This window comes from Methylobacterium sp. CB376, from assembly GCF_029714205.1.
GTDB lineage: Bacteria > Pseudomonadota > Alphaproteobacteria > Rhizobiales > Beijerinckiaceae > Methylobacterium.
The window spans coordinates 2,745,462-2,769,357 of sequence record NZ_CP121648.1 but is presented as its reverse complement, the minus strand read 5'-3'; the positions used below and the strand labels follow the sequence as shown (position 1 = coordinate 2,769,357).

The 23,896-nt window shown below is 67.1% G+C and carries 19 protein-coding genes; 8 read left to right on the top strand and 11 right to left on the bottom strand.

Going from position 1 to position 23,896, the window contains the following annotated elements:
- Positions 1 to 75 precede the first annotated feature (75 nt).
- Positions 76 to 276 carry a hypothetical protein gene (locus QA634_RS12510; protein WP_012332330.1) on the top strand — a complete coding sequence of 67 codons (201 nt, stop codon included), beginning with the start codon at positions 76 to 78 and terminating at the stop codon, positions 274 to 276.
- Between the two features lie 220 nt (positions 277 to 496).
- Here QA634_RS12510 and QA634_RS12505 read toward each other — a convergent pair whose 3' ends face one another.
- The 3 genes from QA634_RS12505 to erpA form a co-directional block, all read right to left on the bottom strand.
- Complete coding sequence (locus QA634_RS12505) at positions 497 to 1,450, bottom strand: hypothetical protein (RefSeq protein ID WP_012332329.1); 954 nt, start codon at positions 1,448 to 1,450, stop codon at positions 497 to 499.
- Positions 1,451 to 2,101: 651 nt separating this feature from the next.
- Complete coding sequence (locus QA634_RS12500) at positions 2,102 to 3,901, bottom strand: hypothetical protein (protein WP_043701136.1); 1,800 nt, start codon at positions 3,899 to 3,901, stop codon at positions 2,102 to 2,104.
- A 22-nt stretch (positions 3,902 to 3,923) separates the two neighbouring features.
- Positions 3,924 to 4,250, bottom strand: coding sequence for an iron-sulfur cluster insertion protein ErpA (erpA, locus tag QA634_RS12495; protein ID WP_012332327.1), 327 nt, complete (start codon positions 4,248 to 4,250; stop codon positions 3,924 to 3,926).
- A gap of 95 nt (positions 4,251 to 4,345) precedes the next feature.
- On the opposite strand from erpA, the gene QA634_RS12490 reads away from it, so the two are divergent.
- Positions 4,346 to 5,575 carry a deoxyguanosinetriphosphate triphosphohydrolase gene (locus QA634_RS12490; protein ID WP_012332326.1) on the top strand — a complete coding sequence of 410 codons (1,230 nt, stop codon included), beginning with the start codon at positions 4,346 to 4,348 and terminating at the stop codon, positions 5,573 to 5,575.
- 12 nt (positions 5,576 to 5,587) lie between these two features.
- On the opposite strand, the gene QA634_RS12485 is transcribed toward QA634_RS12490, so the two are convergent.
- From QA634_RS12485 to QA634_RS12475, 3 genes are all read right to left on the bottom strand, one after another.
- Entirely contained in the window at positions 5,588 to 6,019 is a 432-nt protein-coding gene (locus QA634_RS12485) for a GNAT family acetyltransferase (protein WP_012332325.1), read from the bottom strand.
- 7 nt (positions 6,020 to 6,026) lie between these two features.
- Positions 6,027 to 7,841, bottom strand: coding sequence for an aspartate--tRNA ligase (aspS, locus tag QA634_RS12480; RefSeq protein WP_012332324.1), 1,815 nt, complete (start codon positions 7,839 to 7,841; stop codon positions 6,027 to 6,029).
- 405 nt (positions 7,842 to 8,246) lie between these two features.
- Complete coding sequence (locus QA634_RS12475) at positions 8,247 to 9,494, bottom strand: MFS transporter (RefSeq protein ID WP_265576647.1); 1,248 nt, start codon at positions 9,492 to 9,494, stop codon at positions 8,247 to 8,249.
- Between the two features lie 292 nt (positions 9,495 to 9,786).
- Here QA634_RS12475 and QA634_RS12470 point away from each other — a divergent pair, with 292 nt between their 5' ends.
- Together QA634_RS12470 and QA634_RS12465 are read left to right on the top strand one after the other, a co-directional pair.
- Entirely contained in the window at positions 9,787 to 10,506 is a 720-nt protein-coding gene (locus tag QA634_RS12470) for a KamA family radical SAM protein (protein ID WP_265576595.1), read from the top strand.
- A gap of 147 nt (positions 10,507 to 10,653) precedes the next feature.
- Entirely contained in the window at positions 10,654 to 10,944 is a 291-nt protein-coding gene (locus QA634_RS12465) for a hypothetical protein (protein WP_265576646.1), read from the top strand.
- A gap of 996 nt (positions 10,945 to 11,940) precedes the next feature.
- Here QA634_RS12465 and QA634_RS12460 read toward each other — a convergent pair.
- The 3 genes from QA634_RS12460 to QA634_RS12450 form a co-directional block, all read right to left on the bottom strand.
- A complete protein-coding gene (locus tag QA634_RS12460; RefSeq protein ID WP_012332321.1) occupies positions 11,941 to 12,210 on the bottom strand; it encodes a hypothetical protein in 270 nt (89 codons plus the stop codon).
- Positions 12,211 to 12,311: 101 nt separating this feature from the next.
- On the bottom strand, positions 12,312 to 12,638 hold the full coding sequence (locus QA634_RS12455; RefSeq protein WP_150108637.1) for a hypothetical protein: 327 nt from the start codon (positions 12,636 to 12,638) through the stop codon (positions 12,312 to 12,314).
- 114 nt (positions 12,639 to 12,752) lie between these two features.
- Positions 12,753 to 14,249, bottom strand: a complete 1,497-nt coding sequence (locus tag QA634_RS12450; RefSeq protein WP_012332319.1) for an exopolysaccharide biosynthesis polyprenyl glycosylphosphotransferase — start codon at positions 14,247 to 14,249, stop codon at positions 12,753 to 12,755.
- A 230-nt stretch (positions 14,250 to 14,479) separates the two neighbouring features.
- Here QA634_RS12450 and QA634_RS12445 point away from each other — a divergent pair, with 230 nt between their 5' ends.
- Positions 14,480 to 15,712 (top strand): MFS transporter, encoded by a 1,233-nt coding sequence (locus QA634_RS12445; protein WP_012332318.1) that lies wholly within the window; start codon positions 14,480 to 14,482, stop codon positions 15,710 to 15,712.
- 92 nt (positions 15,713 to 15,804) lie between these two features.
- On the opposite strand, the gene QA634_RS12440 is transcribed toward QA634_RS12445, so the two are convergent.
- Entirely contained in the window at positions 15,805 to 16,137 is a 333-nt protein-coding gene (locus tag QA634_RS12440) for an antibiotic biosynthesis monooxygenase family protein (RefSeq protein WP_012332317.1), read from the bottom strand.
- 531 nt (positions 16,138 to 16,668) lie between these two features.
- Here QA634_RS12440 and QA634_RS12435 point away from each other — a divergent pair.
- On the top strand, positions 16,669 to 17,073 hold the full coding sequence (locus tag QA634_RS12435) for a helix-turn-helix domain-containing protein (RefSeq protein WP_012332316.1): 405 nt from the start codon (positions 16,669 to 16,671) through the stop codon (positions 17,071 to 17,073).
- Between the two features lie 112 nt (positions 17,074 to 17,185).
- Here the strand turns inward: QA634_RS12435 and QA634_RS12430 are convergent, their stop codons facing one another.
- Positions 17,186 to 18,502, bottom strand: a complete 1,317-nt coding sequence (locus QA634_RS12430; RefSeq protein WP_043702337.1) for a cobyrinate a,c-diamide synthase — start codon at positions 18,500 to 18,502, stop codon at positions 17,186 to 17,188.
- A gap of 98 nt (positions 18,503 to 18,600) precedes the next feature.
- On the opposite strand from QA634_RS12430, the gene QA634_RS12425 reads away from it, so the two are divergent.
- Complete coding sequence (locus tag QA634_RS12425) at positions 18,601 to 19,695, top strand: cobalt-precorrin-5B (C(1))-methyltransferase (RefSeq protein ID WP_012332314.1); 1,095 nt, start codon at positions 18,601 to 18,603, stop codon at positions 19,693 to 19,695.
- A gap of 636 nt (positions 19,696 to 20,331) precedes the next feature.
- Entirely contained in the window at positions 20,332 to 23,865 is a 3,534-nt protein-coding gene (locus QA634_RS12420; RefSeq protein WP_012332313.1) for a DUF6531 domain-containing protein, read from the top strand.
- Positions 23,866 to 23,896 lie beyond the last annotated feature (31 nt).

The following is a 23,896-nucleotide window of genomic DNA, read 5'->3' as shown; positions in this document are numbered from 1 at the left end:
GACGCACCGTGCGCATCGGGAACGGGTTCCTGCCGACCCCGTTTCCGGTGAGGGTGACGAACTCAGCGAGACGCCATGGTGGATACGGAAAGCAGCACCGATCCGGCCAGCGTGGCGCGAGCCGCGCGGCTGCGCAAACGCATCGAGGAACTGACGGCCCCTGCCGATGCGAAGGAGGCGGGACCGACCGGGGCGCCCTCGGACGATCCCGGTCGGAAGCCGAGCCTGAACGAACTCGTGCATCGTCGGATGCGCGAACTCGACCGGAAGCGGTAGGTCGGCTCCCGGATCCGCGCCGGGCTCAGGGCCGGCGCGGCCGGGCCCGCCTTCGGAGGCTGACGGGGACTCGGTCGCCTCGGCCGAGCGCACGACGCTGATTTTTCGTCGTTTCATACCGCACAGGTGTGAGTGCCACGCCTGTGCGTTCTCGCGATTCATGCTTCGAGATAACGCCAAGCCAAATAGGTGCATCGGAAGCCGATAGGTTTTCACCCTCTCAGCCGGCCGAGACCGGGTATTTGGGTCCGCAGTCCAGAACGTCCTCGGGGCCGTCGGCTGCTTCCGAGGCACGAATCTGCTCGGTCTGGCGGCCCGCGCGGCTTCCGCGCAGTTCCTCGATCTGCGCCCGCAAGCGTCCGGCCTCCACGCGGGAACTCTGCTCGACCGTCTCGGCGCTCGACGTGCGCGCGGCACTGCCGGCCCGCATGGCGGCCCGGGGACCGTTCACCCGCCCCCGTTCCTCCTCCGTGATGCGGTCGATCTGGGCGCGCAGGCTGTCGGCCCTGGCGTCGAGCTTGCCGATGTCGCGGATCCGCGGCTGCCCATCGAACGCGATGAGCTGGAACCAGTGGTCGGAGACCGGATCGTGCCAGGACAGGTAACCGCCCGGAAGGACCTCCCGCGGGCGGGAGATGACGCCGCGAAACGAGTACCGGACGCCGGCCGCCTTCGCGGGATCGAAGTAGCGCGGCGTGTAGAAATCCGACACCAAGATGCCGTTGACGCGATATCCGTAATTGGCCGCCTCCGACGGGTCGCAGACCTCGACCAGGAACTCCACGCGTCCCTGGCCCTGGGCGGGCGATTCGCCCGCGACCAAGCGGTTGCCGAACGGGTCGACCAGCATCTCCAGCGCCTCGTGGCTCGCGGTCAGGGACCAGCCATCGAGCGCATCGGCCGCTGACACGAGTGCGAATGGCTGCCCATTCTCGTCCTTGTGAACACCCGCCGCGCCAGGCTCATCGATGTTGTCCATGACAATGATGGGCCAGTAGCCGAGAGGAACATCCTCAAGTTTATCGAATGCGTCGACCGTTGCCGAAAGACCCCAAATCGGCGTGAGATCCCGTATCGCCTGTTTCTGCAATGCAGCGGCGACCCGCATCACGTCTCCGGTCCGAATGCGCTTCGACTCTGATATGAGAGCCACGTGTCGGGTGAGAAGCGACATGGCACCATCTCCAGCTGGAATGTGCTGCCAAGTCGAAATGTACTTCAGAATGAGCCCATATGCAACCCTTGGTTGGAACTTGATGATGCGAAGATGCTGTCACAGGCTCGCGACCTGTCATCATGCATTTGCATGATGGGCCGGGGAGCGGGATGGGACGGCCACCGCGCCGGAAGCGCCGGGGGGGCGCGGCGCCGGCCGTCCCGGGGCCGGGCTCGGACGATGGGGATGCTTGTTCGGCTCGGTCGCGCAGGGCGCGCCGGAGGATCGTCCGGCACTCCATCCCGGGCAGCGGATGGCGTCGTTGCCGATCCGTCTCGCAATGATCCTCGTTTCGCAGCGAGTCGCGTGCCGGGAGTAGACCTGCTCTCAACCACCCGCGTCAGTCATCCGACGGATTGCTTCGCCATGCGGATGGCGGCGTCGCTCACGCGCCGCGCGGGCCTGTCATACCAAATCCGCTTGATCCCTTCGGGATGGCGGATTTGGGCTTCGCTCAGGCGCCGCGCGGGCTGGTGATCCGCTTGATCCCTTCGGGATGGCGGATGTGGGCTTCGCTCAGGCGCCGCGCAGGCGTGTGAGACGGGATCCGCTTCGATCAAGCGGATCCCGGATCATGCGCCGTCCGGACGTGATCGTCCGGACGGCGTATCACTCCGTTGTCGCCGTCACGTTCAGGCGGTCGAACACCTTGCCGGGGCTCGCCGCCGTGCTGACGTCGAGGAGGCCGAGCCCGGCCGGGTTCTTGGCCGCGGCCGTCACGGTCAGGCGGGTGGGCTTGGTGACGAAGCGAGCCACCGCCTGGCCCAGCGCCTTGGCGCTCGCCGAATTGCCGAGCACCGCCGGAATGCCGAGTTGCGCCGCGGTGCTGTACTCCCGCTGCAGCTCCAGCGGCTTGAGGCTCTGGGCCTTCGCCTGGTCGGCGACGAAGCGCTCGAACAGCCCGCTATTCTCGACCGTGAGGGCGAGCGCCTTGGCGGTGGCGCCGAGGAGCGCCAGGGAGGAGATCGCGGCGTCCGGGTTGAAGACCTCGCGCCCGATCCCGCCCAGGGTCGCGGTGAGCTTCGCGTTGCCCATCTCCTTGCCGGACACCGAGAGTTCGCGGATCGAGACCTCCCGCGCCTCCTCGTTCCAGCTCGAATCGAGGACGCCGGACAGGTTGACGTCCTTGTAGCCGAGCGCCGCCAGGGGAGCGAGGCCCGCCGCGTCGGCCGGCACCGGGAAGGCGAGCCCGTCGAGGGTGAGCCGGGCCATGGTCGGGATCCCGTCCCGCGGCGCGGCCATGTCGAGCGCGAAGCTGCGCAGGTCGAAGTGCAGGGGCGCCTCCGGCGGGGCCGCCGGGTCGCGCGGCGGGGCGGCGGGCGAGGCCGGAAGGTCGAGCGTCAAACCCTCCAGGGTGACCCGACCGAGGAGCGGCGCGTAGCGGCGCAGGTCCGACGGATCGACGGTCTCCCGGGCGCTGCGGCGCAGGCCCTCCAGGGTCGGCTTCAGGGAGAGCCCCGACAGGCTGAGCGCCTTCAGGGCCACCCGCAGCGCCGGGCCGTCGATGCTGAGCGCCTCGGAGCGCAGGGTGCCGTCGCCCGCATAGGCGAGGCGCGCCAGGGTGACGCGGGTCGGGTGGCCGTCGCCCGGGTCGGTCACCGAGAGATCGCGCATCTCGAACGGGCCGATCGCCACGGCGTCGAGGAGGTCGGCCGCCAGCCCGGCGAGCCGCCCGCGCTCCTCCGGCGGAGCCTTGGCGGGGTCGCCGGCCGTGAGCGCCGCCGCCGCCTCCCCCCAGGGCGTCGCGGTCGGGCGGCCGCCGAGATCGTGGCCCTCGATGTGACCGATGCGGAAGGCCTCGCCCTTCGGGCCGCTGAGCGCGATGTCGTCCACCGTGATCGCGCCGTAGATGCGCAGGGACGCCGCCTCGGGCCCGCCCCGCTCGCTGAGGAGCCGCGCGAGGCTGGTCAGGTCGAGGTCGCTCGCCGTCATGCGGCCGTAGGCGCCCGCCCCGGGCTTCCCCTCGTGCCCGTCCACGGTGAGCACCGCCCCGGCCGATTCCAGGGAGCCGATCCGCCCCTCGGCGATCCGGCGCGCGAGCACGTCCCGGTAGACGACGACCTGGACCTGGTCGCCCACCGCCTGCTCGACCCGCAGCAGCGGGATGGCGAGGCTCTCGCCCGAGAGGCGCTTGAGGCGCGCGGGCCAGGGCTCGGCGGAGGCGGGATCCAGGATGGCCTTCAGGTCGGACGAGGACAGGGCGGTGCCGCGCAGTTCGAGCCGGGGCACCTTCACGAGCGTCCGCCCGAAGCGCAGCGTCAGGTCGTCGAGGGCGGCGCTGCCCTCGGCGGCCCGGGCGGCGGTGCCGAGCGCCAGGGGGGCGAGCGCCGCGGGGGCGCCGAGGAGCGCCGCGCAGGCGACGGCGCGCAGCAGGGTCCGGGCCATGCCCGTTCGGGTCCAGCGGGTCATGACGTCGATTCCGGGCGCGAGTTCAGAGGGAGAACGAGGTGCCGCAGCCGCAGGAGGCGGTGGCCTGCGGGTTCTCGATCTTGAAGGACTGACCGATCAGGTCGTTGACGAAGTCGATGGTCGCGCCCCGCATATATTCCAGCGAGAGGGGGTCGACCAGCACGGTGGCGCCGTCGCGCTCCACGGCGAGGTCGTCGGTCGCGCGGTCCCGCGCGATGTCGAACGCGTACTGGAAACCGGAGCAGCCGCCGCCGTTCACGCTGATGCGCAGCATGGAGCCGGGCGGCTCGGAGCCCATGATCTCGTTGATCCGCCGCGCGGCGCGCGGGGTCAGGGTGATATCGGTCATCGACAGCCCTAGCGAAAAGGCCGAAATGGTGCTTCGCAAGATAAGAACCGGCGGCCCCGGCCGCAACCGGGGCGGTCGCGGCGGAGGGCGGGACGGTGCGGGGACGGAACGGCGAGCGGTGGCGGGCACCCTATGCCAGCGATCCGGCGGCCTCGCGCGGGCGCCTGATCGGGGAGCCCGGCTCGCCGACCCGCAGCGACTTCCAGCGCGACCGCGACCGGGTGGTGCACTCGGCGGCCTTTCGCCGCCTCAAGCACAAGACCCAGGTCTTCGTGCATCACGAGGGCGACCATTACCGCACCCGCCTCACCCACACGCTCGAAGTGAGCCAGATCGCCCGGGCGCTCGCCCGGGCGCTCGGGCTCGACGAGGATCTGGCGGAGGTCCTGGCCCTCGCCCACGATCTCGGCCACACGCCCTTCGGGCATACCGGCGAGGACGCGCTGCGGGCCTGCATGGCGGGTCAGGGCGGCTTCGACCACAACGCCCAGGCCCTGCGCCTCGTCACCCGGCTGGAGCGGCGCTACGCCGCCTTCGACGGGCTGAACCTGACCTGGGAGACGCTCGAGGGTCTCGTCAAGCACAACGGCCCGCTGCTGCGCCCGGACGGCGCGCCGATGCCGCGCTACGCGCGCGACGGCATCCCGGTCGCCATCCTCGAATACGACGCCCTGCAGGACCTCGCCCTCGACACGCAGCCGGGCCTGGAGGCGCAGGTCGCGGCCCTGGCCGACGACATCGCCTACGATTCCCACGACCTCGACGACGGGCTGCGGGCGGGGCTGTTCGGCTTGGCGGACCTGCGCGAGGTGCCGTTCCTGGCCGGCCTCCTCGACGAGATCGCGGCGCTCCATCCCGGGCTCGAGGCCTCCCGCACCATCCACGAACTGACCCGCCGGGTGATCACCCGCTTCGTCGAGGACGTGATCGCCGAGACCGAGCGCCGGCTCGCCGGCCTCGCCCCCGCGGACGCGACGGCGATCCGCCTCGCCGTCGCCCCGGTCGCCTCCTTCTCGGAGCCGGTCGCGGCGGCGGACCGGGCCATCAAGCGCTTCCTGTTCGCCCGGATGTACCGGCACCCTGGCGTGCTCGTCGTGCGCGAGCGGGCCGCCCAGATCGTGCGCGACCTCTTCGGTGTCTTCGCCGGGCGGCCCGGCCTGATGCCGGAGGAGTGGCGCGCGGGCCTCGCCGGGCCGGCGGATCCCCGCACGCCGCGGCGGGTGGCGGACTTCATCGCCGGCATGACGGACAATTACGCGGTGAGCCAGCACCGGCGCCTGTTCGCCGAGACGCCCGACCTGCACTGGGAGCCGGGGCCGGCCTGAGCACGGCCCGGCTCAGCGGGCCGGGGCGATCACCTTCTGCAGGCAGGTCGTGCCGAGATCCCGGTAGCCGAGCCGCTCGTAGAAGCCGACCGCGCGGGCATTGCCGGCCCGCACCAGCAGCTGCACCTTCCAGACGCCGCGCGCGGCGAGCCAGATCTCGGCCGCCTGGACGATCGCCCGGCCGAGCCCGCCGCCCTGGCGCTCCGGGACCACCGCCACGTAGTAGAGCCAGCCCCGGTGCCCATCCTCGCCGACCATGGCGGAAGCGCTCAGGCGCGCGCCCTCCTCCGCCACCAGGATCGTCGCGTGAGCGGCCGCCCGCGCGAAGGCGATGTCCCGCCCGGGATCGTTCCAGGGGCGGGCGACCCCGGCCGCCCGCCACAGGGCCGCGAGGCCCGCCTCGTCGCCATCGCGGACCTCCCGGATGACCGGAACCGCGCCCATCTCCGCCTCAGGCGGACCTGTCGGGCAGGTTCAGCCGGATGTGCAGCTCGCGCAGCTGCTTGGGCGTGACCTCGGAGGGCGCCCCCATCATCAGGTCCTCGGCCCGCTGATTCATCGGGAAGAGCACCACCTCGCGGATGTTCGGCTCGTGGCAGAGCAGCATCACGATGCGGTCGACGCCCGGGGCGATGCCGCCGTGGGGCGGTGCGCCCATGCGCAGGGCGTTCAGCATGCCGCCGAACTTCTGCTCCAGCACCTCGCGGCCGTAGCCCGCGATCGCGAAGGCCTTCTCCATCACGTCCGGGCGATGGTTGCGGATCGCGCCCGACGACAGCTCGATGCCGTTGCAGACGATGTCGTACTGGAAGGCCTTGATCCCCAGGATCGTCTCCGCATCCGCCGGGTCGAGGCCCAGGAACCCGTCGTGGTCGTAGTTCGGCATCGAGAACGGGTTGTGCGAGAAGTCGATCCGCTTCTCGTCCTCGTTCCACTCGTACATCGGGAAGTCGGTGATCCAGCAGAAGGCGAACTGGTCCTTGTCGGTGAGGCCGAGGTCGTCGCCGATGCGGATGCGCGCCTTGCCGGCGAGCCCGGCCGCCTTGGCCTCGACGCCCGCCGCGAAGAACACCGCGTCGCCCGCCTTCAGGCCGGCCTTGGCGGCGATGGCGGCCTGCACCTCCGGCGGCACGAACTTGGCGATCGGGCCGCGGCCCGAGAGCACCCCGCCCTCCTCCTCGAACACGATGTAGCCGAGGCCGGGCGCGCCCTCGCCCCGGGCCCAGTTGTTGAGCCTGTCAAAGAACGAGCGCGGCTGGGCGCCGGCACCCGGGGCGGGGATCGCCCGCACCACGCCGCCGGCCCGGATCACGCTCTTGAACGCGTTGAAGGTCACGGCCTCGGCCGAGAATTCCTGCGTGACGTCGACGATGATCAGGGGGTTGCGCAGGTCCGGCTTGTCGACGCCGTACTTGAGCATCGCCTCGGCGTAGGGGATGCGCGGGAACGTCCCGGTGACGCGCCAGCCCTCCGCGAATTCCTCGAACACGCCGCGCAGCACCGGCTCCACCGCCTGGAACACGTCCTCCTGCGTGACGAAGCTCATCTCAATGTCGAGCTGGTAGAACTCGCCGGGCGAGCGGTCGGCGCGGGCATCCTCGTCGCGGAAGCAGGGCGCGATCTGGAAGTAGCGGTCGAAGCCCGCGATCATCGTGAGCTGCTTGAACTGCTGGGGCGCCTGCGGCAGGGCGTAGAACTTGCCTGGATGCAGCCGCGACGGGACCAGGAAGTCGCGCGCGCCCTCGGGGGAGGAGGCGGTGAGGATCGGCGTCTGGAACTCGAAGAAGCCGCCCTCGCGCATGCGCCGGCGCAGGGAATCGATGATCGCCCCGCGCTTCATGATGTTGGCGTGGAGCTTCTCGCGGCGCAGGTCGAGGAAGCGGTAGCGCAGCCGCGTCTCCTCCGGGTAATCGAGCTCGCCGAAGACCGGCATCGGCAGCTCGACCGCCTGGCCGAGCACTTCGAGATCGGTGATGTAGAGCTCGACCGCGCCGGTCGGCAGGTCGGCGTTCTCGGTGCCCTCGGGGCGCCGGCGCACGCGCCCGTCGACGCGGATCACCCATTCCGAGCGCACGGCCTCGGCGGCCCGGAAGGCGGCGGAATCGGCGTCCACCACGCACTGGGTCACGCCGTAATGGTCGCGCAGGTCGATGAACAGGACACCGCCATGATCGCGCACGCGGTGGCACCAGCCGGAGAGCCGGACCGTCGCGCCGACGTCGGAGGGGCGCAGCGCGCCGCAGGTGTGGGTACGGTAACGATGCATGGTGGGCTTCTTTGGCGCCTGTGCGGGTGCCGCCGCGGAGGCGCGTGGACGCGGCGCCCCGGGCGGAGGTCGGCGCACCCATTCACTTGAGCGGGCGTCAAGTCAAGCGCGGGCGGGCCCCCGCCGGATGCGGGGCGGAGATCGGCGGCTCGCCGCGCCCGCGGGCGCGGGGCCGGGAAAGCCCGGCGCGCGGGGGCCTCGATCCGTCACACCACTTGCCGGGACCGAACATCTCGCCAACCGCTACGACCGACGGCCAGGCAACTTCCTCGCTGCCATTAAACTTGCAGCCGTCTGCATCTGGATCAATGCATGTTGGGTCCGCTCCATAAAGGGCAGGGAGCGACCACTCGCAAAAGTGAGCAACTCGTCATCCTGCGAAGGTACGGGCTCCGAGGTGACCCTTCAGGCAGAGCGTGTCCTGACAATAGAAGAGATTGGGCTATCGATTCTGGGAGGTTTCGCGTCCCGTTTTGACGCGGTCGGCGGCGGCATGCGTGCCCCTACAACGAAGAAAAATGCGCTGGCCACGGCGAAAGCGGAAAAAAGTAAAAACATTGCAGCTCCACCGTATGCGCCTAACAAGACTCCCCCTAAGGTTGGACCGATAAAATTCCCAATCGTCGAAAATGAATGTGCTCCAAAATAACCACCACGATTGAGATCGTTAGAGATGTCATCAACCATCATATATTCAGACGGAACGACTAATATTTCCCCAAGCGTAAAAATCGTCATCGCAACCGAGAATGTTAAGAGATTGTTGGAGAACATAAAAGAGATCTCTCCTATAAAAAACAAACCGCACCCCATCACAAGTGCATGACGTGCCCCAACGCTCTCGATGAATCTTCTTGCTATGGGATTGCCGAGGAGAACCACGAAGCCGTTGATCGAAACGAGGTAAGCAAAAATGGAATTACCATTCTCGATACTTGTAGACAAGTACGGCGCCAGGGTCGCAGAGTATTGACCGTGAACCGCAATCAAAAGCGTCCCCCCTAAAACGAAGAAAGCTAATCGAGGATCGCGTATGGCAGCCCTCACACATGAAAAAACGGATGTATGCTGAACCTCTGTCGAAACATTATGTCTCTGATTATACGGAACTGTTACCAATAGCAGAGCGATTGCGAAAAATGCGTATAAAAAACTTGCTGAGAAAAACAGGATTGATGCTGTAGCGCCGGCGCTGACTCCAATCAGAGGTCCAATAGCCCATCCAACGTTATTAGTGGTGTACCGCCACGAGAAGAAGCGCAATCGCTGCTCTTCAGGGCAAACGTCGCTCATTAACGCGCGCGACACAGGTTCATAAACAGCTAGGGCGACGGCCGACACAATCTGCGCTAGACAAAACGTCAAGACGGATTCAGCAACGGCCATCCCCAAAAGCGCCACTGCTGTCATGAATAGCGTCAACGTCAGAACGGGCTTTCGCTCCATACGATCGGATAGCGATCCGGCGAATGGAGCTACTACGGCCCCGACTAATGGACCAGCACCCAACAAGGCGCCTATTATAGCTGACCCAAGTCCGAAGGACTCGTGAAGCTTTATGACGAGGAATGACAGCGTCATTGCCCGCGCAGTCGCCACCAAACCGGAGCAGGTAACTAGGAATAGCAAGTAGTTGCGGCGGTCATTACCCATTTTCATTCATGGCCTCGGCTCGATGACTCTGACCTTTGGGTACCAATGGGGTTTGGCGGCGGAGCGTACCACAACCCGCCCCGGTGGCTACCCACTTGAAAGGTCGAGACTACGATGGAACTCGCCTGCATGGCGATGTGAAATTTTGTAGAACGCCTTAACGCCACCCCTTGACGTACCGGGAGCAAAGACATTACGTGCGTGACTCACACACCTTTTTAAGCGTTGGTCGTGTCTAATTAGCTGGCAAACCCACACCAAGTCCTGTCAAATACACTGAAAGGTGATGGCGATGATGATGAACAAAGATGATAGTATGCTCAAAGCCAATGTAACGCGGACCGATAGAGACCATGACTGGGATGATTGGAGGTGGAATCAAAATAATTCTATCACGTTGCTAAGTCAGCTCGACGAATATCTCAATTTGTCGGATGAAGAACGTGATGTGTTCGGTCGCGTGGGTGAGAAGTATGTTTTTCGAGTAACGCCCTACTATCTGTCATTGATGGATAAAAACGATCCCAATTGTCCAGTTCGCCTGCAGCAGCTGCCAAACTTGGCAGAGCTCAACGATGTGTTTGATATCGAGAAGCTGGAGTCATTCCACAGATCGGAAGTAGGAACTGAAAATCCATTATGGAAAGAAGGGGCAACGCTTGTAAACTGCATTGTGCATAGGTATCCAGATCGAGTTCTTTTTCATATAACAAACCTATGTCCTGTCTACTGTAGACATTGCTCTCGCAAGGTTCACGTCGAGGTAGGCCCAATCGTAACGGCTAAAAGCTTACTCGATCAGGGTATTGATTACATTGCTTCAAACCAACAGATCAGGGATGTCCTCCTCAGTGGAGGCGATCCGCTTAGTTTAGTTGATAGCAAAATCGAGTACGTCATCAAGCGGTTGCGGGCGATACTCCACATCCAGATAATACGCATTGGCTCAAGATTTCCGGTTCTGCTTCCACAGCGGATCACGGTCGAATTGTGCGATATGCTGAAGAAATAGCACCCGATATGGCTCAACATCCATTTCAATCATCCAAAAGAGATCACTGAGGAATCCAAGCTCGCAATCTCAAGGTTGCTTGATGCGGGTATTCCGGTGGGAAATCAATCGGTCCAATTGAAAGGTGTTAATGATAGTGTCGAGGTGATGAAGGATTTCCTTCACAAGCTTCTTATGATCCGCGTCAGACCTTATTATCTCTATCATGCCGATTTGATCAGGGGGGCGGAGCATTTCCGAACGCCAATTCAAACCGGATTGCATATTATGGAAAATCTTCGTGGTCACACGACAGGTTTCGCAGTACCGACCTACGTCATTTGCACACCATTGGGTAAAACGCCGCTCGCGCCAAATTACCTTGTAGCACAAGGGCCGGACTACGCGGTTGTGCGCAATTACGAATGGCGGACCTGGAAAGATCCAGACTATCATTGACGCGATGCGTCAAAATTCTGGTGCGCCCACGAGTGGCGCATCAGAGAAAATTGCAATCATTCGGAGATGACGTCTCGACATCCTCTGAGCGGGAGTAATCGATCGTGCACCAACCGTTGATCTCAACATATGACCGAATTAGTTATGCTCGGGTTGATCTCTCGCACCCACCTGAGATTGCCAAAATAAAATCGGCGTTCGCGGAGAAATATCGTAGAGTCGCAGATTGCATGGATTGTGTTGCATTCGAGGTGCAAAGCAGCGCTACGCATCAAGCCATTATTTGCTTCAAAGAGGACGTCATGGCACTTGTGCTGATCGTGAATCACGAACAGACCTACTCTGAATCTCCGGTCGACAGCAGGAAAATCGACGACACATTGAAGAATATAGAAGTGGCCGTCGGGGTATCTGCTGGGTCGATCTACGCGACCTCGATACGATTTGAGATTAGCAGCATGGTAGCTTAACATATTTTTGCAAACTCAATAAATTCGGCAAAAGTAGGACATCGAGACGCTGTCAATGAGAGCGTCTTGAAGATATATAAGGATTGACGGACGCGAGAACTGTTACCAAAATTACTGCTGGCTCTGTCGCTCTTTATGGTAGTGTTTGACGTCAGTGTTCTGCGTGCGCTCTACAACGCCTACGTCGGCAGCAGTGGCTTCCCAAGCTCCTGGGGGAATCGAGCCCGAACGCCAGCGTCTCTCTAGAGCAGCACCCGATCACGTTGCAATCGGGTGCTGCTCTAGGTCTTTGATCTTGCCGCATTTTCTGCGACGAACCGGCATCCATTTCGTCGGAAAATGCTCTAGGTACACGCGTATGCTGGGTTTTTCGTTCCCATCATCTTGAGTTCCGTTGCGGCGGACGCCATCGGATTAACGGCTGCGAAGGCGCATTTGCCGGATTACTCGTCCTCACGATGGTCGTCTGCGCCATATGCCGGGCGCGTTTGCACGCCGTCGTGATCACGTTTGCACGCCGTCGTGATCAATTCCGCTCAGTGAGGGCTAAGCGCGCCTCGCGCGACCAGAGCAGGCGCCCCGCCGCGAGGTAGGTCAGGATCACGGTGAGGCACAGCATCTTGATGATGCCCGTGGTGACCTCGATCCCGAACGCGCCGAGATTGAAGAGCACGGCCAGCACGGCGTAGCAGATCAGCACCGCGATGCTGAACAGAACCGAGACGACGACGGCCACGGCCGCCCTGGTGAGGGTGCGGGCGGGGATCGGATCGCGGATCGTTGCGGAAGCGGACATGGACAACCCCCTCCTGGCGGGCGTCCCCGTGATGCGCCGCCTCCGCTCGCATCTCCTTGCGCTGGATCAAGGCTGCCGCGCCGCCCGGGCCTGGGCCGGCCTCAGCGCCCGATCGGCTTGGCCGTCCCGGCCGCGGCGGCGTTGAGGAGCTGGACGAGGCGCTCGGAATCGAAGGCCGGGTCCCGGGCGGGCTCCGCCCTGGCGGATTTCGCGCGGGGCTTGACGGCGACGGGGGCCGGGACCGGCGCGGCAGCGATCGAGCCGGTGGTCATCGGCTCCTCGGGCAGGGCCCGCACCGCCGCGACCTGCTGCGGCAGGGGCGCGGAGGCGGCCGGCAGCCGGTCGAGGTTGACGGCCGAGACGGCGCAGATCGTGGCGAAGCCGAGGACCGCGAGGGACCCGACGGCGAGCTGGAGACGCAGGGACAAGGCCGCACCCCATCGTGGGCAGGAAGGCGGCATCATGCCTCCGCAACCTTAACGATCCGCCCTCCTCACGCGGCGACCGCCGGCGCGACGGCGGGCGGCCCGGCCCCCGGCAACTCAATAGGCGTTGCGGAACGAGCTGCGGGCGAACAGGGTCATCGCCAGGATCTGGAGGTCGAACCAGAACGACCAATTGTCGATGTAGTAGAGGTCGTGCTCGACGCGCCGCTGCATGTCGGCGTCGGTCAGCGTCTCGCCGCGCAGCCCGTTCACCTGGGCCCAGCCGGTGATGCCCGGCGGCACGTTGTGGCGGCGGGCGTAGCGGGCGATCCGGCGCTCGAAGCTGCGGTCGTGCGCCAGCGCGTGCGGACGCGGCCCGACCAGCGACATGTCGCCCCGCAGCACGTTGAGGAGCTGCGGCAGCTCGTCGAGGTTGGTGCGGCGCAAGACGCGCCCGACCCGCGTGACCCGCGAATCGTTGCGGGTGGCCTGCCGGAACGCGCCCTCCGGCTCGGCCCGCATGCTGCGGAACTTGTAGACCGAGAAGGCCTCCTGGTTGAAGCCGTAGCGCTTCTGGCGGAACAGGCAGGGGCCTGGGCTGTCGAGGCGGATCAGGATCGCGATCATCGCCAGGATCGGCGACAGGATCACCAGCGCGGCGCCCGCCACCACGAGGTCGAAGCCGCGCTTGAGCGCCACCTCGCCCGGGCTCAGGGGCGCGCGCCCGACATTCAGGCCGGTGAGCCGGCCGACCCGGGCGAGCCGGATGTCGGCGAAGCGGTCCATGACCTGGCCGGGCCGCAGGTGGAGGGCGGCCGGAACGCGCAGGAAGGCGTCCACGCAGAGTTCGACGTCCTCCGCCTCCGTCCAGGGCACCAGCACGAAGATGTCGTCGGGGCGCAGGAAGCGCACCACCGAGACGGCGAGGTCGAGATCCTCCCCGATCTGCCGGCGCCGCTCCTCCGGCGCGATCCCCGCCGGGACGCCGCGCAGGTAGCTCGCCCCGATCACCCGCACGCCGAGCGCCTCCGCGTCGTGGCTGGCGTAGAAGCTCGCGATATCCTGCTCGTAGCCGATCAGCTGGACCCGCCGCACCGATCCCGAGCGGGGCGTGGCGAGGCGGCGCACCGCCGAGAGGCAGAGGCCCCGCGTGGCGAGCAGCACCGGCAGCCCGGCCGCGAAGGCGGCGACCGCGGCGACGCGCGAGACGTCGCTCGTCGTCTTGGTGAGGAAGCCGATCACCAGGAGGAGCGCCCAGGCGGCGAGCCACAGGCTCGCGCTGCGGCGCGGGTGGACGCCGCCCGCCAGGTAGGTCTCGATGCTGTACTCGCCCCGGGCGAGGTTCGGCAGGATGACCAGCAGGCCGAGCAGCAGCCCGACCTGGAGGGCCGCGCCGAGCGGCACGGCCGCGTGCAGCACCGCGGCGTGATAGACCGCCTGGGCGCTCAGCACCGTCCCGAGCACCGCGCCGAACTCGGCGAGCGCCGCGCCGACGCCGATCGCGGCCCGGACCAGCCCGCGGCGGCGGCGCGGCAGCAGCGCGCTCCAGATGGCGCGCCGCTCGGCCGCGCTGGCGGCGGAGCTTCCGAAAGGGGTGAACCGTTCGTGTTGCATGCGGGCAGCTGTTCCGGGTTGAGCCTCCCCGGGACGCGGCGGCGTCCCTCGGCGGCTCGGTCCTGCGGGCTGTCCGTGCCGGAATGGGACGCGGGCGCATCCGCCCCGGCGGGACGGGCCAAGCTGAGCAAGGCCGGGACCGGCGCCCGCGCAACCCGGCCCTGCAGCCGCCCCGGCATCCTCGCGTCCGGTGCGATGTTAGAAGCCCCCGGATCACCGGGAGAGCGGCCATGGATGCGCGGGCGAGGGACGGCGGGGTGGCGGGCGCGGCGCGCAGGCCGGCCGGGCCGGCAGCCGCCGTGCTGGCGGGCCTGAGCCTCGCCCACTTCCTCAACGACCTGATCCAGTCCCTGCTGCCGGCGATCTACCCGGTGCTGAAACAGGCCTACGGGCTGGATTTCGGCCAGATCGGGCTCCTCACCCTCGCCTTCCAGCTCACCTCCTCGGTGCTGCAGCCGGTGGTCGGGCTCGCCACCGACCGGCGCCCGCAGCCCTTCTCGCTCGCGGCCGGGATGCTGCTCCTGCTGGCTGGCCTGCTCCTCCTGGCGACGGCCTCCAGCTTCCCGGGCCTCGCCGTCGCGGCGGTCCTGGTCGGCACGGGCTCGGCGATCTTCCACCCGGAGGCGTCCCGGGTCGCCCGCCTCGCCTCGGGCGGGCGCTACGGCCTCGCCCAATCGGTGTTCCAGGTCGGCGGCAATGCGGGCACGGCGGCGGGCCCGCTGCTGGCCGCCTTCATCGTGGTCCCGCACGGGCAGGGCAGCGTCGCCCTGTTCGGCCTCGCCGCCCTCGCCGGCTGCCTCGTCCTCGCCGGGATCGGACGCTGGTACCGGAAGCGGCTCGCGCAGCAGCAGGGGGCGGCCCGGCGTCGGCCGGCCGCGGCGGCCGCGGAGCCCCTCTCGCGGCGCCGGATCGTCGCGACGATCGCGATCCTGCTCCTGCTGATCTTCTCCAAGTTCTTCTACATGGCGAGCCTGACGTCCTACTTCACTTTCTACCTGCTGCACCGCTTCGGCGTGTCGGTGCAGGAATCGCAGGTGCTGCTCTTCGTGTTCCTGGGCGCGGTCGCGGTCGGCACGGTGATCGGCGGGCCGATCGGCGACCGCTTCGGCCGCAAGGTGGTGATCTGGGGCTCGATCGTCGGCGTGCTCCCCTTCACCCTGGCGCTGCCCTCCGCGAACCTGGTCTGGACCGTGATCCTGACGATTCCGATCGGCCTAATCCTCGCCTCCGCGATGCCGGCGATCATCGTCTATGCACAGGAGTTACTACCGGGCCGCGTCGGCTTCGTCGGCGGCCTCTTCCTCGGCTTCGCGTTCGGGATGGGCGGCCTCGGCGCGGCCGCGCTCGGGGAACTCGCCGACCGCACCAGCATCGAATTCGTCTACGGGATCTGCGCGTTCCTGCCGGCGATCGGGCTGATCGCGGCCTTCCTGCCGCGACTCGACGGGGCGGCGCGGGCCTGAGCGGCGCGCGATCCCCGGCGCCGCCCCGGTCGTCAGCGGGAAATCTGTGCCGTCAAGGGCCTGAACCGCGATCCGGACGCCCCGCGCGGGACCTACTCGGCCGCCTCGGCCCGCGCCGCGATCGTTTGCACCGCCTCGAAACCCTCGAATTGCGGATGCGTCAGGTAGAGGGGCTTCGTGCCCGGCGCGCGGCTATGCGCCTTGCGGAACTGCTCGGAGCGCGTCCAGGCCTCGAAATCCTCCCGCGAGGCCCACACGGTGTGCGAGGCGTAGAGGACGTGGTCCTCGTGCTCCGGCCCGCGCAGGAGGTGGAACGCCACGAAGCCCTTCATCTCGCCGAGATGGCTGTCGCGGCCGAGCCAGACCTGCTCGAAATCCGCCGTCGCATCCTTGTAGACCTTGAACCGGTTCATCGCGATGAACATGCTGCAGTTCCTTCCAGATGCGGCCGCGGCCGGACCCGGCCGTTCCGTGATCGGCCGCGACTGAAGGCGATTTTCCGGCCCCGATCAAGGCGGCCTGGCCGGGCGCCGCACCACTCCCGCACCGCGTCGGGTGTTGATCGACGGCCAACTCAGTAATCTTTCTTCTGTATTCCTCTTGGGAATTCCAGGTAGCCGAGTAGACGCAGGTCCGGTTGCATGGCAGATCAATCGGGCGCAGCTTGGCACGCGAGGCCAGGATGAGCGGTGAGCGGCATCCGGTCGCGGAGCGGCAGCGCTGCCATCGGCCGGTATCGGCGGCGACGTCTTGGCGGCGACGTCTTGGCGGCGCCGCGGTGTTGTCGCCGCGCCGCGGCGTGTTGACCGGGCGGGATCCCCGCGGCGGGCGCGAGAGTTCAGGGCCGCACGGCGCGGGGCGCGAGCCCGGCGCCGTGCGGGACGGGGTGGGCCGCGCGGCCGGGTCCGGAAAGGACCCGGAGGCGATGCGGGTTTGAGACAGAGTGTCGAGGACACATGCCTAAGCAGACTACAGAGGTCGATCGCCTCGTGGGCATCCGGATCACGGCATTGCGCAAGGCGAAAGGTCTGAGCCAGACGGCGCTCGGCAACGCCGTGGGCGTGACGTTCCAGCAGGTGCAGAAATACGAGAAGGGGCAGAATCGCGTCGGGGCCGGGCGGCTGAGGGAGATCGCCCGGCTGCTTGAAGTCCCGGTCTCGGCCTTCTTCGAGGATCCGAGCGACACGCAGGGCAACGACGAGAACGTGTTCGGGTTCCTGAGCACCCAGGGCGCCATCGACGTGCTGCGCGCCTACGTGCAGATCGAGGACGATCAGCTGCGCCGAGAGGTGCTGGCGATCGTCCGCTCGGCCGCGAGGCTGAGCCGCCCCGCCGGTCTGGCGAACGGCGGCGCCGAGTGACGTGCTGCGCCGAGTGACGTGCTGCGCCGAGTGACGCGCGGCGCCGCGCCGGGTGCGTTGTCCGACGGCCTCCCGGCCCGGCCGCGACGGTCCGGCGATGCGGGGCCGGGGCTCAGCGCCCGCCGATGAGGTGGAAGAAGCTGCCGCTCACCCGGCCGAGCCGGTGGCCGGCGATTCCGAGGGAGCGTCCCTCCCCGTCGCTGACCCGGGCGAGGCCGCAGGCCGCGTCGGCGGCCGGCGTCAGTTCGCTGGCGTAGTGGAATTCGTGCCCGACCACGGTGTCCCCGGCCCGGCCGAGCGGCCCGTCGCCGAGGAGGGCGGCGAGCCTGTAGCCGAGATGGAGCTTGCGCCGCGCGTAGGAGGTGGCGACCGGCAGGAGCCCCGCCATGGCGTGGCGATGCCCGCCCGCGTCCTCCAGCCCCTCGCCGAGCACCATGTAGCCGCCGCACTCGCCGTGCACCGGTCGCGCGCGGGCGAAGGCGCGCAGGCCCGCGAGGAATCGCCCCGCCGCGGCGAGCCGGCCCGCATGCAGCTCCGGGTAGCCGCCGGGGAGCCAGCAGGCGTCGCAATCCGGGGGCGGCGGCTCGTCGGCGAGCGGTGAGAACGGCACCAGCTCCGCCCCCGCCGCCCGCCAGCCGGCCGTCATGTGCGGGTAGACGAAGGAGAAGGCCGCGTCCCGCGCCAGGGCGATCCGCTGGCCCGGCGGGTCCGGCAGGCGGTGACGCCCGGAAGCGGGCACCCGGCCGCCCGCCGCCCGCAGCAGCGCGTCGAGGTCGAGGGAGGCTTCGGCGAGGGCGGCGAGCCGGTCGAGCCGCGCCGCGAGATCGCCGGTCTCCTCCGCCTGCACGAGGCCGAGATGCCGCTCCGGCAGGACCAGGGCGGCGTCGCGCCCGATCGCGCCGAGCACCGGCAGCCCGGCCCGCGCGAGCCCCGCCTCGACGAGGCGGCGGTGGCGCGGGCTCGCGACCTTGTTGAGGATCACCCCCGCGAAGGCGAGGCGGGGATCGTAGAGCCGGCAGCCGAGCGCCACCGCCGCGGCCGATTGCGCCGCGCCCGAGACGTCGAGCACCAGCACGACCGGCCAGCCGTAGCGCGCCGCCACGTCCGCGTTGGCGCCGCTGCGGCCGGTCTCGGCGACGACGCCGTCGAACAGGCCCATCGAGCCCTCCGCGACGAGGAGGTCGGCGCCCGCCGCGGCGCGGGCCGCCACCGCGTCGAGGAGGTCGTCGTCCATGGCGAAGCTGTCGAGGTTGTAGCTCGGGCGGCCGGTCGCGGCGGCGTGGAAGGCGGGGTCGATGTAGTCCGGGCCGCATTTGGCGCCCGCCACCGCGAGGCCCCGGCGGGCGAGCGCGCGCAGGATGGCGAGCGTCACCGTGGTCTTGCCCGAGCCCGAGCGGGGGGCGGCGATCAGCAGGCCGCGGGTGGGCAGCGGGCCGCAGGCGGAAAGGTCGGTCACGGCATCGGACTCCTGGCGCACGCGGCGCGCCGCCTTTTACCCGGCCGCCCCCGGGTGATACCACCCGGGCCATGGACGAGATGCCCCCGAGCGGCCCCCTGCGGCGCGGCTGGACCACGGGCGCCTGCGCGGCCGCGGCCGCCAAGGCCGCCCTCGCGGGGCTGCGCACCGGCGCCTTCCCGGACCCGGTCGAGATCCCGCTGCCCGGGGGCCTGCGCCCCGCCTTCGCGCTCGCGGCGAGCGAGCGCCTGGCGGAGGGCGCCCGCGCCGGCGTGGTCAAGGATGCGGGCGACGATCCCGACGTGACGCACGGCGTCCTCGTCCTCGCGACGGTGCGTCCCGGCGCCCCGGGCTCCGGCGTGACCTTCCGGGCCGGCCCCGGCATCGGCATTGTGACGCGGCCCGGCCTGCCCCTGCCGGTCGGCGAGCCGGCCATCAACCCGATGCCCCGCCGGATGATCGCGGCGGCCCTGGCCGAGGTCGAGGGCCGCGCCCCGGACGTCGTGGTGGAGATCGCGATCCCCGGCGGGGAGGAGATCGCCCTGCGCACCCTCAACCCCCGCCTCGGCATCCTGGGCGGCCTCTCGGTGCTCGGCACGACCGGGATCGTGGTGCCCTATTCCTGCGCGGCCTGGATCGACACGATCCACCGCGGCATCGACGTGGCGCGGGCGAGCGGCCTCGCCCACGTGGCCGGCGCCACCGGCTCGACCTCCGAGGCGGCGGTGCAGCGCCTGCACGGGCTCCCGCCCGAGGGCCTGATCGACATGGGGGATTTCGCGGGCGGGATGCTCAAGTACCTGCGCCGCCACCCGGTGCCGCGCGTGACGGTGGCGGGCGGCTTCGCCAAGATGACGAAGCTCGGCCAGGGCCTCCTCGACCTGCATTCCCGGGCCGGCCCGGTCGATCTCGCCTGGCTCGCCGCGCGGGTCGCCGAGGCGGGCGGCGGACCCGACCTCGCCGCGCGGGCGGCCGGGGCGAACACGGCGCTGGAGGTGCTGCGCCTCGCGCAGGCGCGGGATCTGCCCCTGGCGGAGGTGGTGGCCCGTCACGCCTGGGAGACGGCCGCGGCCGCCCTGCGCGGCGCGGGCATCGCGCTCGAGGTGGTGGTGTTCGACCGCGAGGGACAGGTGGCGGGCGCGGCGCCGTTCCGGCGGGTCGGGTGAGGCGGTCCCCGCCTCGCAGGGGTTTCGTCCGGTCAGCTTGGCTTCTGGCGTGGCCGTTGCCTCGGCGGTGGGCGTTTCTTCTTGCTTTCGCGGGTGCGGAGGAGGATCCGGGACGACCTGTGGAGGAATGCGCGATGCCGGGCGTGGTCGCGCATCGCAGCGCGGCGGCATTGCAGGACCGCTTCGCCGCGCGTCGAAACGCGCGATGGATTGCTGACGGCGTGGCGGACCTCTGACCGCAGCCATTCACGACGGCGCAGAGCGCACCATCCTCCGCGAGTTCTCCACCGTGACCGGTTGCGATCGCGAGCACGTCATGTGCGTTCTTCGGACCATACTGTCTGACATCGCGGCGACGTGCGCCGGCAACTGCATGACGATGCATTGTGAAAGGTGATCAGCATCCGGAAGCTGGGATCGGGCCGAGTTCGCGGCAATCGTCGGGAGAAATCCTGAGCAGGAGAAAGGTGCATGCGTCTCTTGCGAGACGCGCTCGCCTCCGTGGACCGTTGACTGGCGTGGCGCGGGGCACAGACACTCCGGAACAGCGCTCAGAAGGCTTCATTCCCTTGCGTCATTGACTCTCAACGAAGCGCTCTTCAGCATGGCAGAAAGATTCGCTACCGAGATCTGCCGATGTCGATGAGATTCTTAGCCGGCTTAAGCTTTGCAGTGAGCGTCATCAGAAGGGCGTATTTTCGTCATTTTTATAAGCAGAAATGTAAAAATCTCATATATATACTAACAATAATTATCCTTATAGGAAATTCCGCTGTTGTGGTGCGTGCACAAGACGCACCTCTCGGGCAATGGTGCGACGGGGCATCGGGTACCTGCGCAGGGTCGCCAGAGGCGGCGTGCGCAGCTCAGTGGAGATGGTCCGGAATGGACAATGGCTTCAGCAGATTACTGGTGCCATCCATGACAGACGACAATCCATACTTTGCAGGGTGTCGGTGGACAAGCTTCCAATACCTCTGCCCTCAAGAGACAGGAGGCGGGATCAACTCGTGCTGGGTGAGGCTCCCGGCCTGGGTCAGCTTCAGCTGTCCGGACGGCTACACGCCTTACGGGAACAGTCGGTGCGTTCCTATACCGATTCGCGAACCCGTGGAGTGTGTTGCCAACAACACAGGAAACGTCAATCCAGTTGTTGGTAATCCAGTCATGGTGTCGTCAGGCTCAAAATTAGAGAAGAAGACAGATTTCTCGACATCGGATGGGAGATTCTATATTGGGCGCTCATACCGTAGCTTTCCACAAATCACAAATGTGTCGTCGTGGAGAGGCCCGGTCCGCGGCGACGTAAATGGCTGGCGCTTCGATTTTATGATGGAGCTCCACATCGGCGAAAATGGAAGAGTGACAATCCATGCTCCTGACGGCACCGCCCATGATTTCGCGCTGTCGAACGGATCATTCGCTGCCGCCAAGGGAGTGGTCCAAACCGGATACAGCCTGTCCTTCGTCGGATCTCCTCCTTCGAACTGGAACGATGTGACCGCCGCCTCGCAGCAATGGCGTGTCACAGATCCGTCCAGGAGAGTATGGATCCTCAAAACGTTCAACCGCGACATTAATGAAAAGAACAATTATATCATTGGTAGGCCTATAAGTTTATTATCGCCTGACGGATATCAGTTGAATTTTTCTTATGGCCCGTCTGATGAGCTCGCGGCGATCAGCGACAACCTCGGCAGGGCATTCTCTATTTCCTGGAGATTTTATAATATAACGGCAGTCAAAGATTTTGAGGGATCACGCCCGGTGCCGGAGGCTATCAGCCAGATCGGCCTTCCAGGCGGCGGTCAGCTTCGCTATACTTATGACCCTGCTCCGGCAAACCCATCCGTTGGACGCGTCCAACGCCTGACGAAGGTCGAGAAGATCGACGCGGCTGGTCACGTCACCGGGTCGTTTTCCTATCACTATGAAAACACAAGATTTCCCAATCTCTTGACGGGCATCTCCGACGAGAGGGGCGTGCGATTCGCGACATTCGCGTACGACGCATCCGGTCGGACCACCGCGTCGATGCATGCGGGATCGAATCAGACGTACAGCTTGAGCTTCGGAGGCACGGCCTCCTCTCCGACCACGACGGTCATCAATCCTCTCGGAAAAGCCGAGGTATACAATTTCACGCGCACGGGCGAGGGCGACGTACGTCTGGTGTCCATCGATGGTCAGCCGAGCGCGAATTGCGTCGCGAGCACCCGTCGCATCACGTATGATACGAACAAGTTCATCGCAACCGAGACCGATGAGGAAGGGCGGGTCACGGCGTACGTGCGCGACGCGCTCGGCCGGCCCACCTCGATCACGCGCGGATCCGGAACCCCGCAGGTCTCCACGACGACGATTCTGTGGCACCCCACCTTCAACCTGCCCGTGCGAACCGTCGAGCCAGGTCTCACGACCGACTTTGCCTACGGCGCCACGGGGCAACTGACCCAAGTCACCCAGACGGACACGACGTCTCAAACGGTCCCGTTCTCCACCAATGGACGCGTGCGGGCCTGGACCTATGGCTATGCGACGACCGGGCTGCTCACCTCCGTCGACGGACCCTTGCCCGGACCCGGCGATACGGTTTCCTACACCTACAACTCCAACGGCTTTCTCCAAACAGCGACCAATGAACTGGGACAGGTCAGCACCGTGACTGCCTGGAATGGCCGCGGACAGCCTACCTCCGTCACCGGTCCGGACAGCGTCGTCACCGCCTTTGCTTACGACGATGCCGGCCGCCTTACCGGCATGACGATCAATCCGGGCCCGTCGCAGACCGCCTGGAGCTTCAGCTACACTCCGGCGGGAGATCTCGCCACTTACACCGAGCCTGCCGGTGCCAGCTACACCCTGACCTGGGATGAGGCCCGCCGCCTGATCAAGGTCACCAACACCCTCGGCGAGAGCGTCACCTACGCCCGCGACGCCATGGGCAATGCCACCGCCAAGACCATCACGGCGGCCGACGGCTCAACCCAGATGTTCCGCCTCGCCAACACCTTCGACGAGCTCGGGCGCCTCATCAAGCAGGTCGGCGGCCAGGGCCGCACCTGGAGCTTCGCCTACGACAGGACCGGCAACCTCACCACCGTCACCGACCCGCGCGGCAAGGCTCTCGGCTTCGGCTTCGACGCGCTCAGCCGCCTCGTCACCGAGACCGAGCGCGACGGGGGCGTGGTCCAGCACGCCTACAACGCCAAGGACGAGGAGACCACCTACACCGACCCCCGCAATCTCGCGACCACCTATGTGCGCAACGGCTTCGGCGAGGTCATCCAGGAGACCTCGCCCGACCGCGGCACCACCGTCTACGACTACGACGCCCGCGGGCTGATGATCCGCAAGACGGACGCGCGCGGGGTCACCACCACCTACAGCTCCGACGCGGCCGGCCGGCTCACCTCCCGCTCCTACCCGACCGCGGCCCTCAACGAGAGCTTCGGCTACGACGACACCGCGGGCGGGCCGACCGGCCGGGGGCGGCTCACGCGGATGCAGGATGCGGCCGGCAGCTCGGACTTCTACTACGACGCGGTCGGGCGGGTGACCGGCGAGGTGCGCACCATCGGCGGCCACGCGCACACGGTGGCCTACACCTACGACGCGGCCGGCAGCGGCAGGCTCTTGTTCCTGACCTACCCGTCGGGGCGGGTGGTCACCTACGGCTACGACGCGCTCGGCCGGGTGAACTCCGTCGGGCTGAAGATGTCCGCGACCGCGCCCGAGCAGGTGATCGCCTCCTGGGCGGGGTACTTCCCGTTCGGCGGCCTGCGCGGCCTCACCTTCGGCAACGGGCTGAACATGTGGTCGAACAACGACCTGGAGTACCGGCTGGACGGGCTGTTCCTCGACCAGGCCTCGGGCGGCCCGAGCCTGATCACGCGCTACCACTGGGTCGGCGACGGGCTCAACCTGATGGCGCTGAACAACGACACGATCGACCCGGGCCAGACGCAGCGCTTCACCTACGACGACGCGGCCCGGCTGCTGACGGCGACGGGCCCCTACGGCAGCCTGAGCTGGAGCTACGACAAGGTCGGCAACCGGCTGAGCGAGACGCGCACGGTGGCGGGCACGACCAGTACGCAGTGTGAGCGGGCGTTGGATCCTCCTCACTTGTGGGCCTGCAATTTTCCCCACCCTCCCGGCCGCCCCTGAGCCTCCTGTTTGAGGCGGGATGCCCGCGCGG

Excerpts from the sequence above, each read along its gene's own strand:
- aspS (WP_012332324.1), bottom strand. The coding sequence starts at position 7,841 with ATGCATCGTTACCGTACCCACACCTGCGGCGCGCTGCGCCCCTCCGAC.
- QA634_RS12505 (WP_012332329.1), bottom strand. The coding sequence starts at position 1,450 with ATGTCGCTTCTCACCCGACACGTGGCTCTCATATCAGAGTCGAAGCGC.
- QA634_RS12450 (WP_012332319.1), bottom strand. The coding sequence starts at position 14,249 with ATGCAACACGAACGGTTCACCCCTTTCGGAAGCTCCGCCGCCAGCGCG.
- QA634_RS12465 (WP_265576646.1), top strand. The coding sequence starts at position 10,654 with ATGAAGGATTTCCTTCACAAGCTTCTTATGATCCGCGTCAGACCTTAT.
- QA634_RS12485 (WP_012332325.1), bottom strand. The coding sequence starts at position 6,019 with ATGGGCGCGGTTCCGGTCATCCGGGAGGTCCGCGATGGCGACGAGGCG.
- QA634_RS12510 (WP_012332330.1), top strand. The coding sequence starts at position 76 with ATGGTGGATACGGAAAGCAGCACCGATCCGGCCAGCGTGGCGCGAGCC.
- QA634_RS12445 (WP_012332318.1), top strand. The coding sequence starts at position 14,480 with ATGGATGCGCGGGCGAGGGACGGCGGGGTGGCGGGCGCGGCGCGCAGG.
- erpA (WP_012332327.1), bottom strand. The coding sequence starts at position 4,250 with ATGACCGATATCACCCTGACCCCGCGCGCCGCGCGGCGGATCAACGAG.
- QA634_RS12475 (WP_265576647.1), bottom strand. The coding sequence starts at position 9,494 with ATGGGTAATGACCGCCGCAACTACTTGCTATTCCTAGTTACCTGCTCC.
- QA634_RS12470 (WP_265576595.1), top strand. The coding sequence starts at position 9,787 with ATGATGATGAACAAAGATGATAGTATGCTCAAAGCCAATGTAACGCGG.
- QA634_RS12425 (WP_012332314.1), top strand. The coding sequence starts at position 18,601 with ATGGACGAGATGCCCCCGAGCGGCCCCCTGCGGCGCGGCTGGACCACG.
- QA634_RS12500 (WP_043701136.1), bottom strand. The coding sequence starts at position 3,901 with ATGACCCGCTGGACCCGAACGGGCATGGCCCGGACCCTGCTGCGCGCC.
- QA634_RS12460 (WP_012332321.1), bottom strand. The coding sequence starts at position 12,210 with ATGTCCGCTTCCGCAACGATCCGCGATCCGATCCCCGCCCGCACCCTC.
- QA634_RS12420 (WP_012332313.1), top strand. The coding sequence starts at position 20,332 with ATGTCGATGAGATTCTTAGCCGGCTTAAGCTTTGCAGTGAGCGTCATC.
- QA634_RS12440 (WP_012332317.1), bottom strand. The coding sequence starts at position 16,137 with ATGTTCATCGCGATGAACCGGTTCAAGGTCTACAAGGATGCGACGGCG.
- QA634_RS12435 (WP_012332316.1), top strand. The coding sequence starts at position 16,669 with ATGCCTAAGCAGACTACAGAGGTCGATCGCCTCGTGGGCATCCGGATC.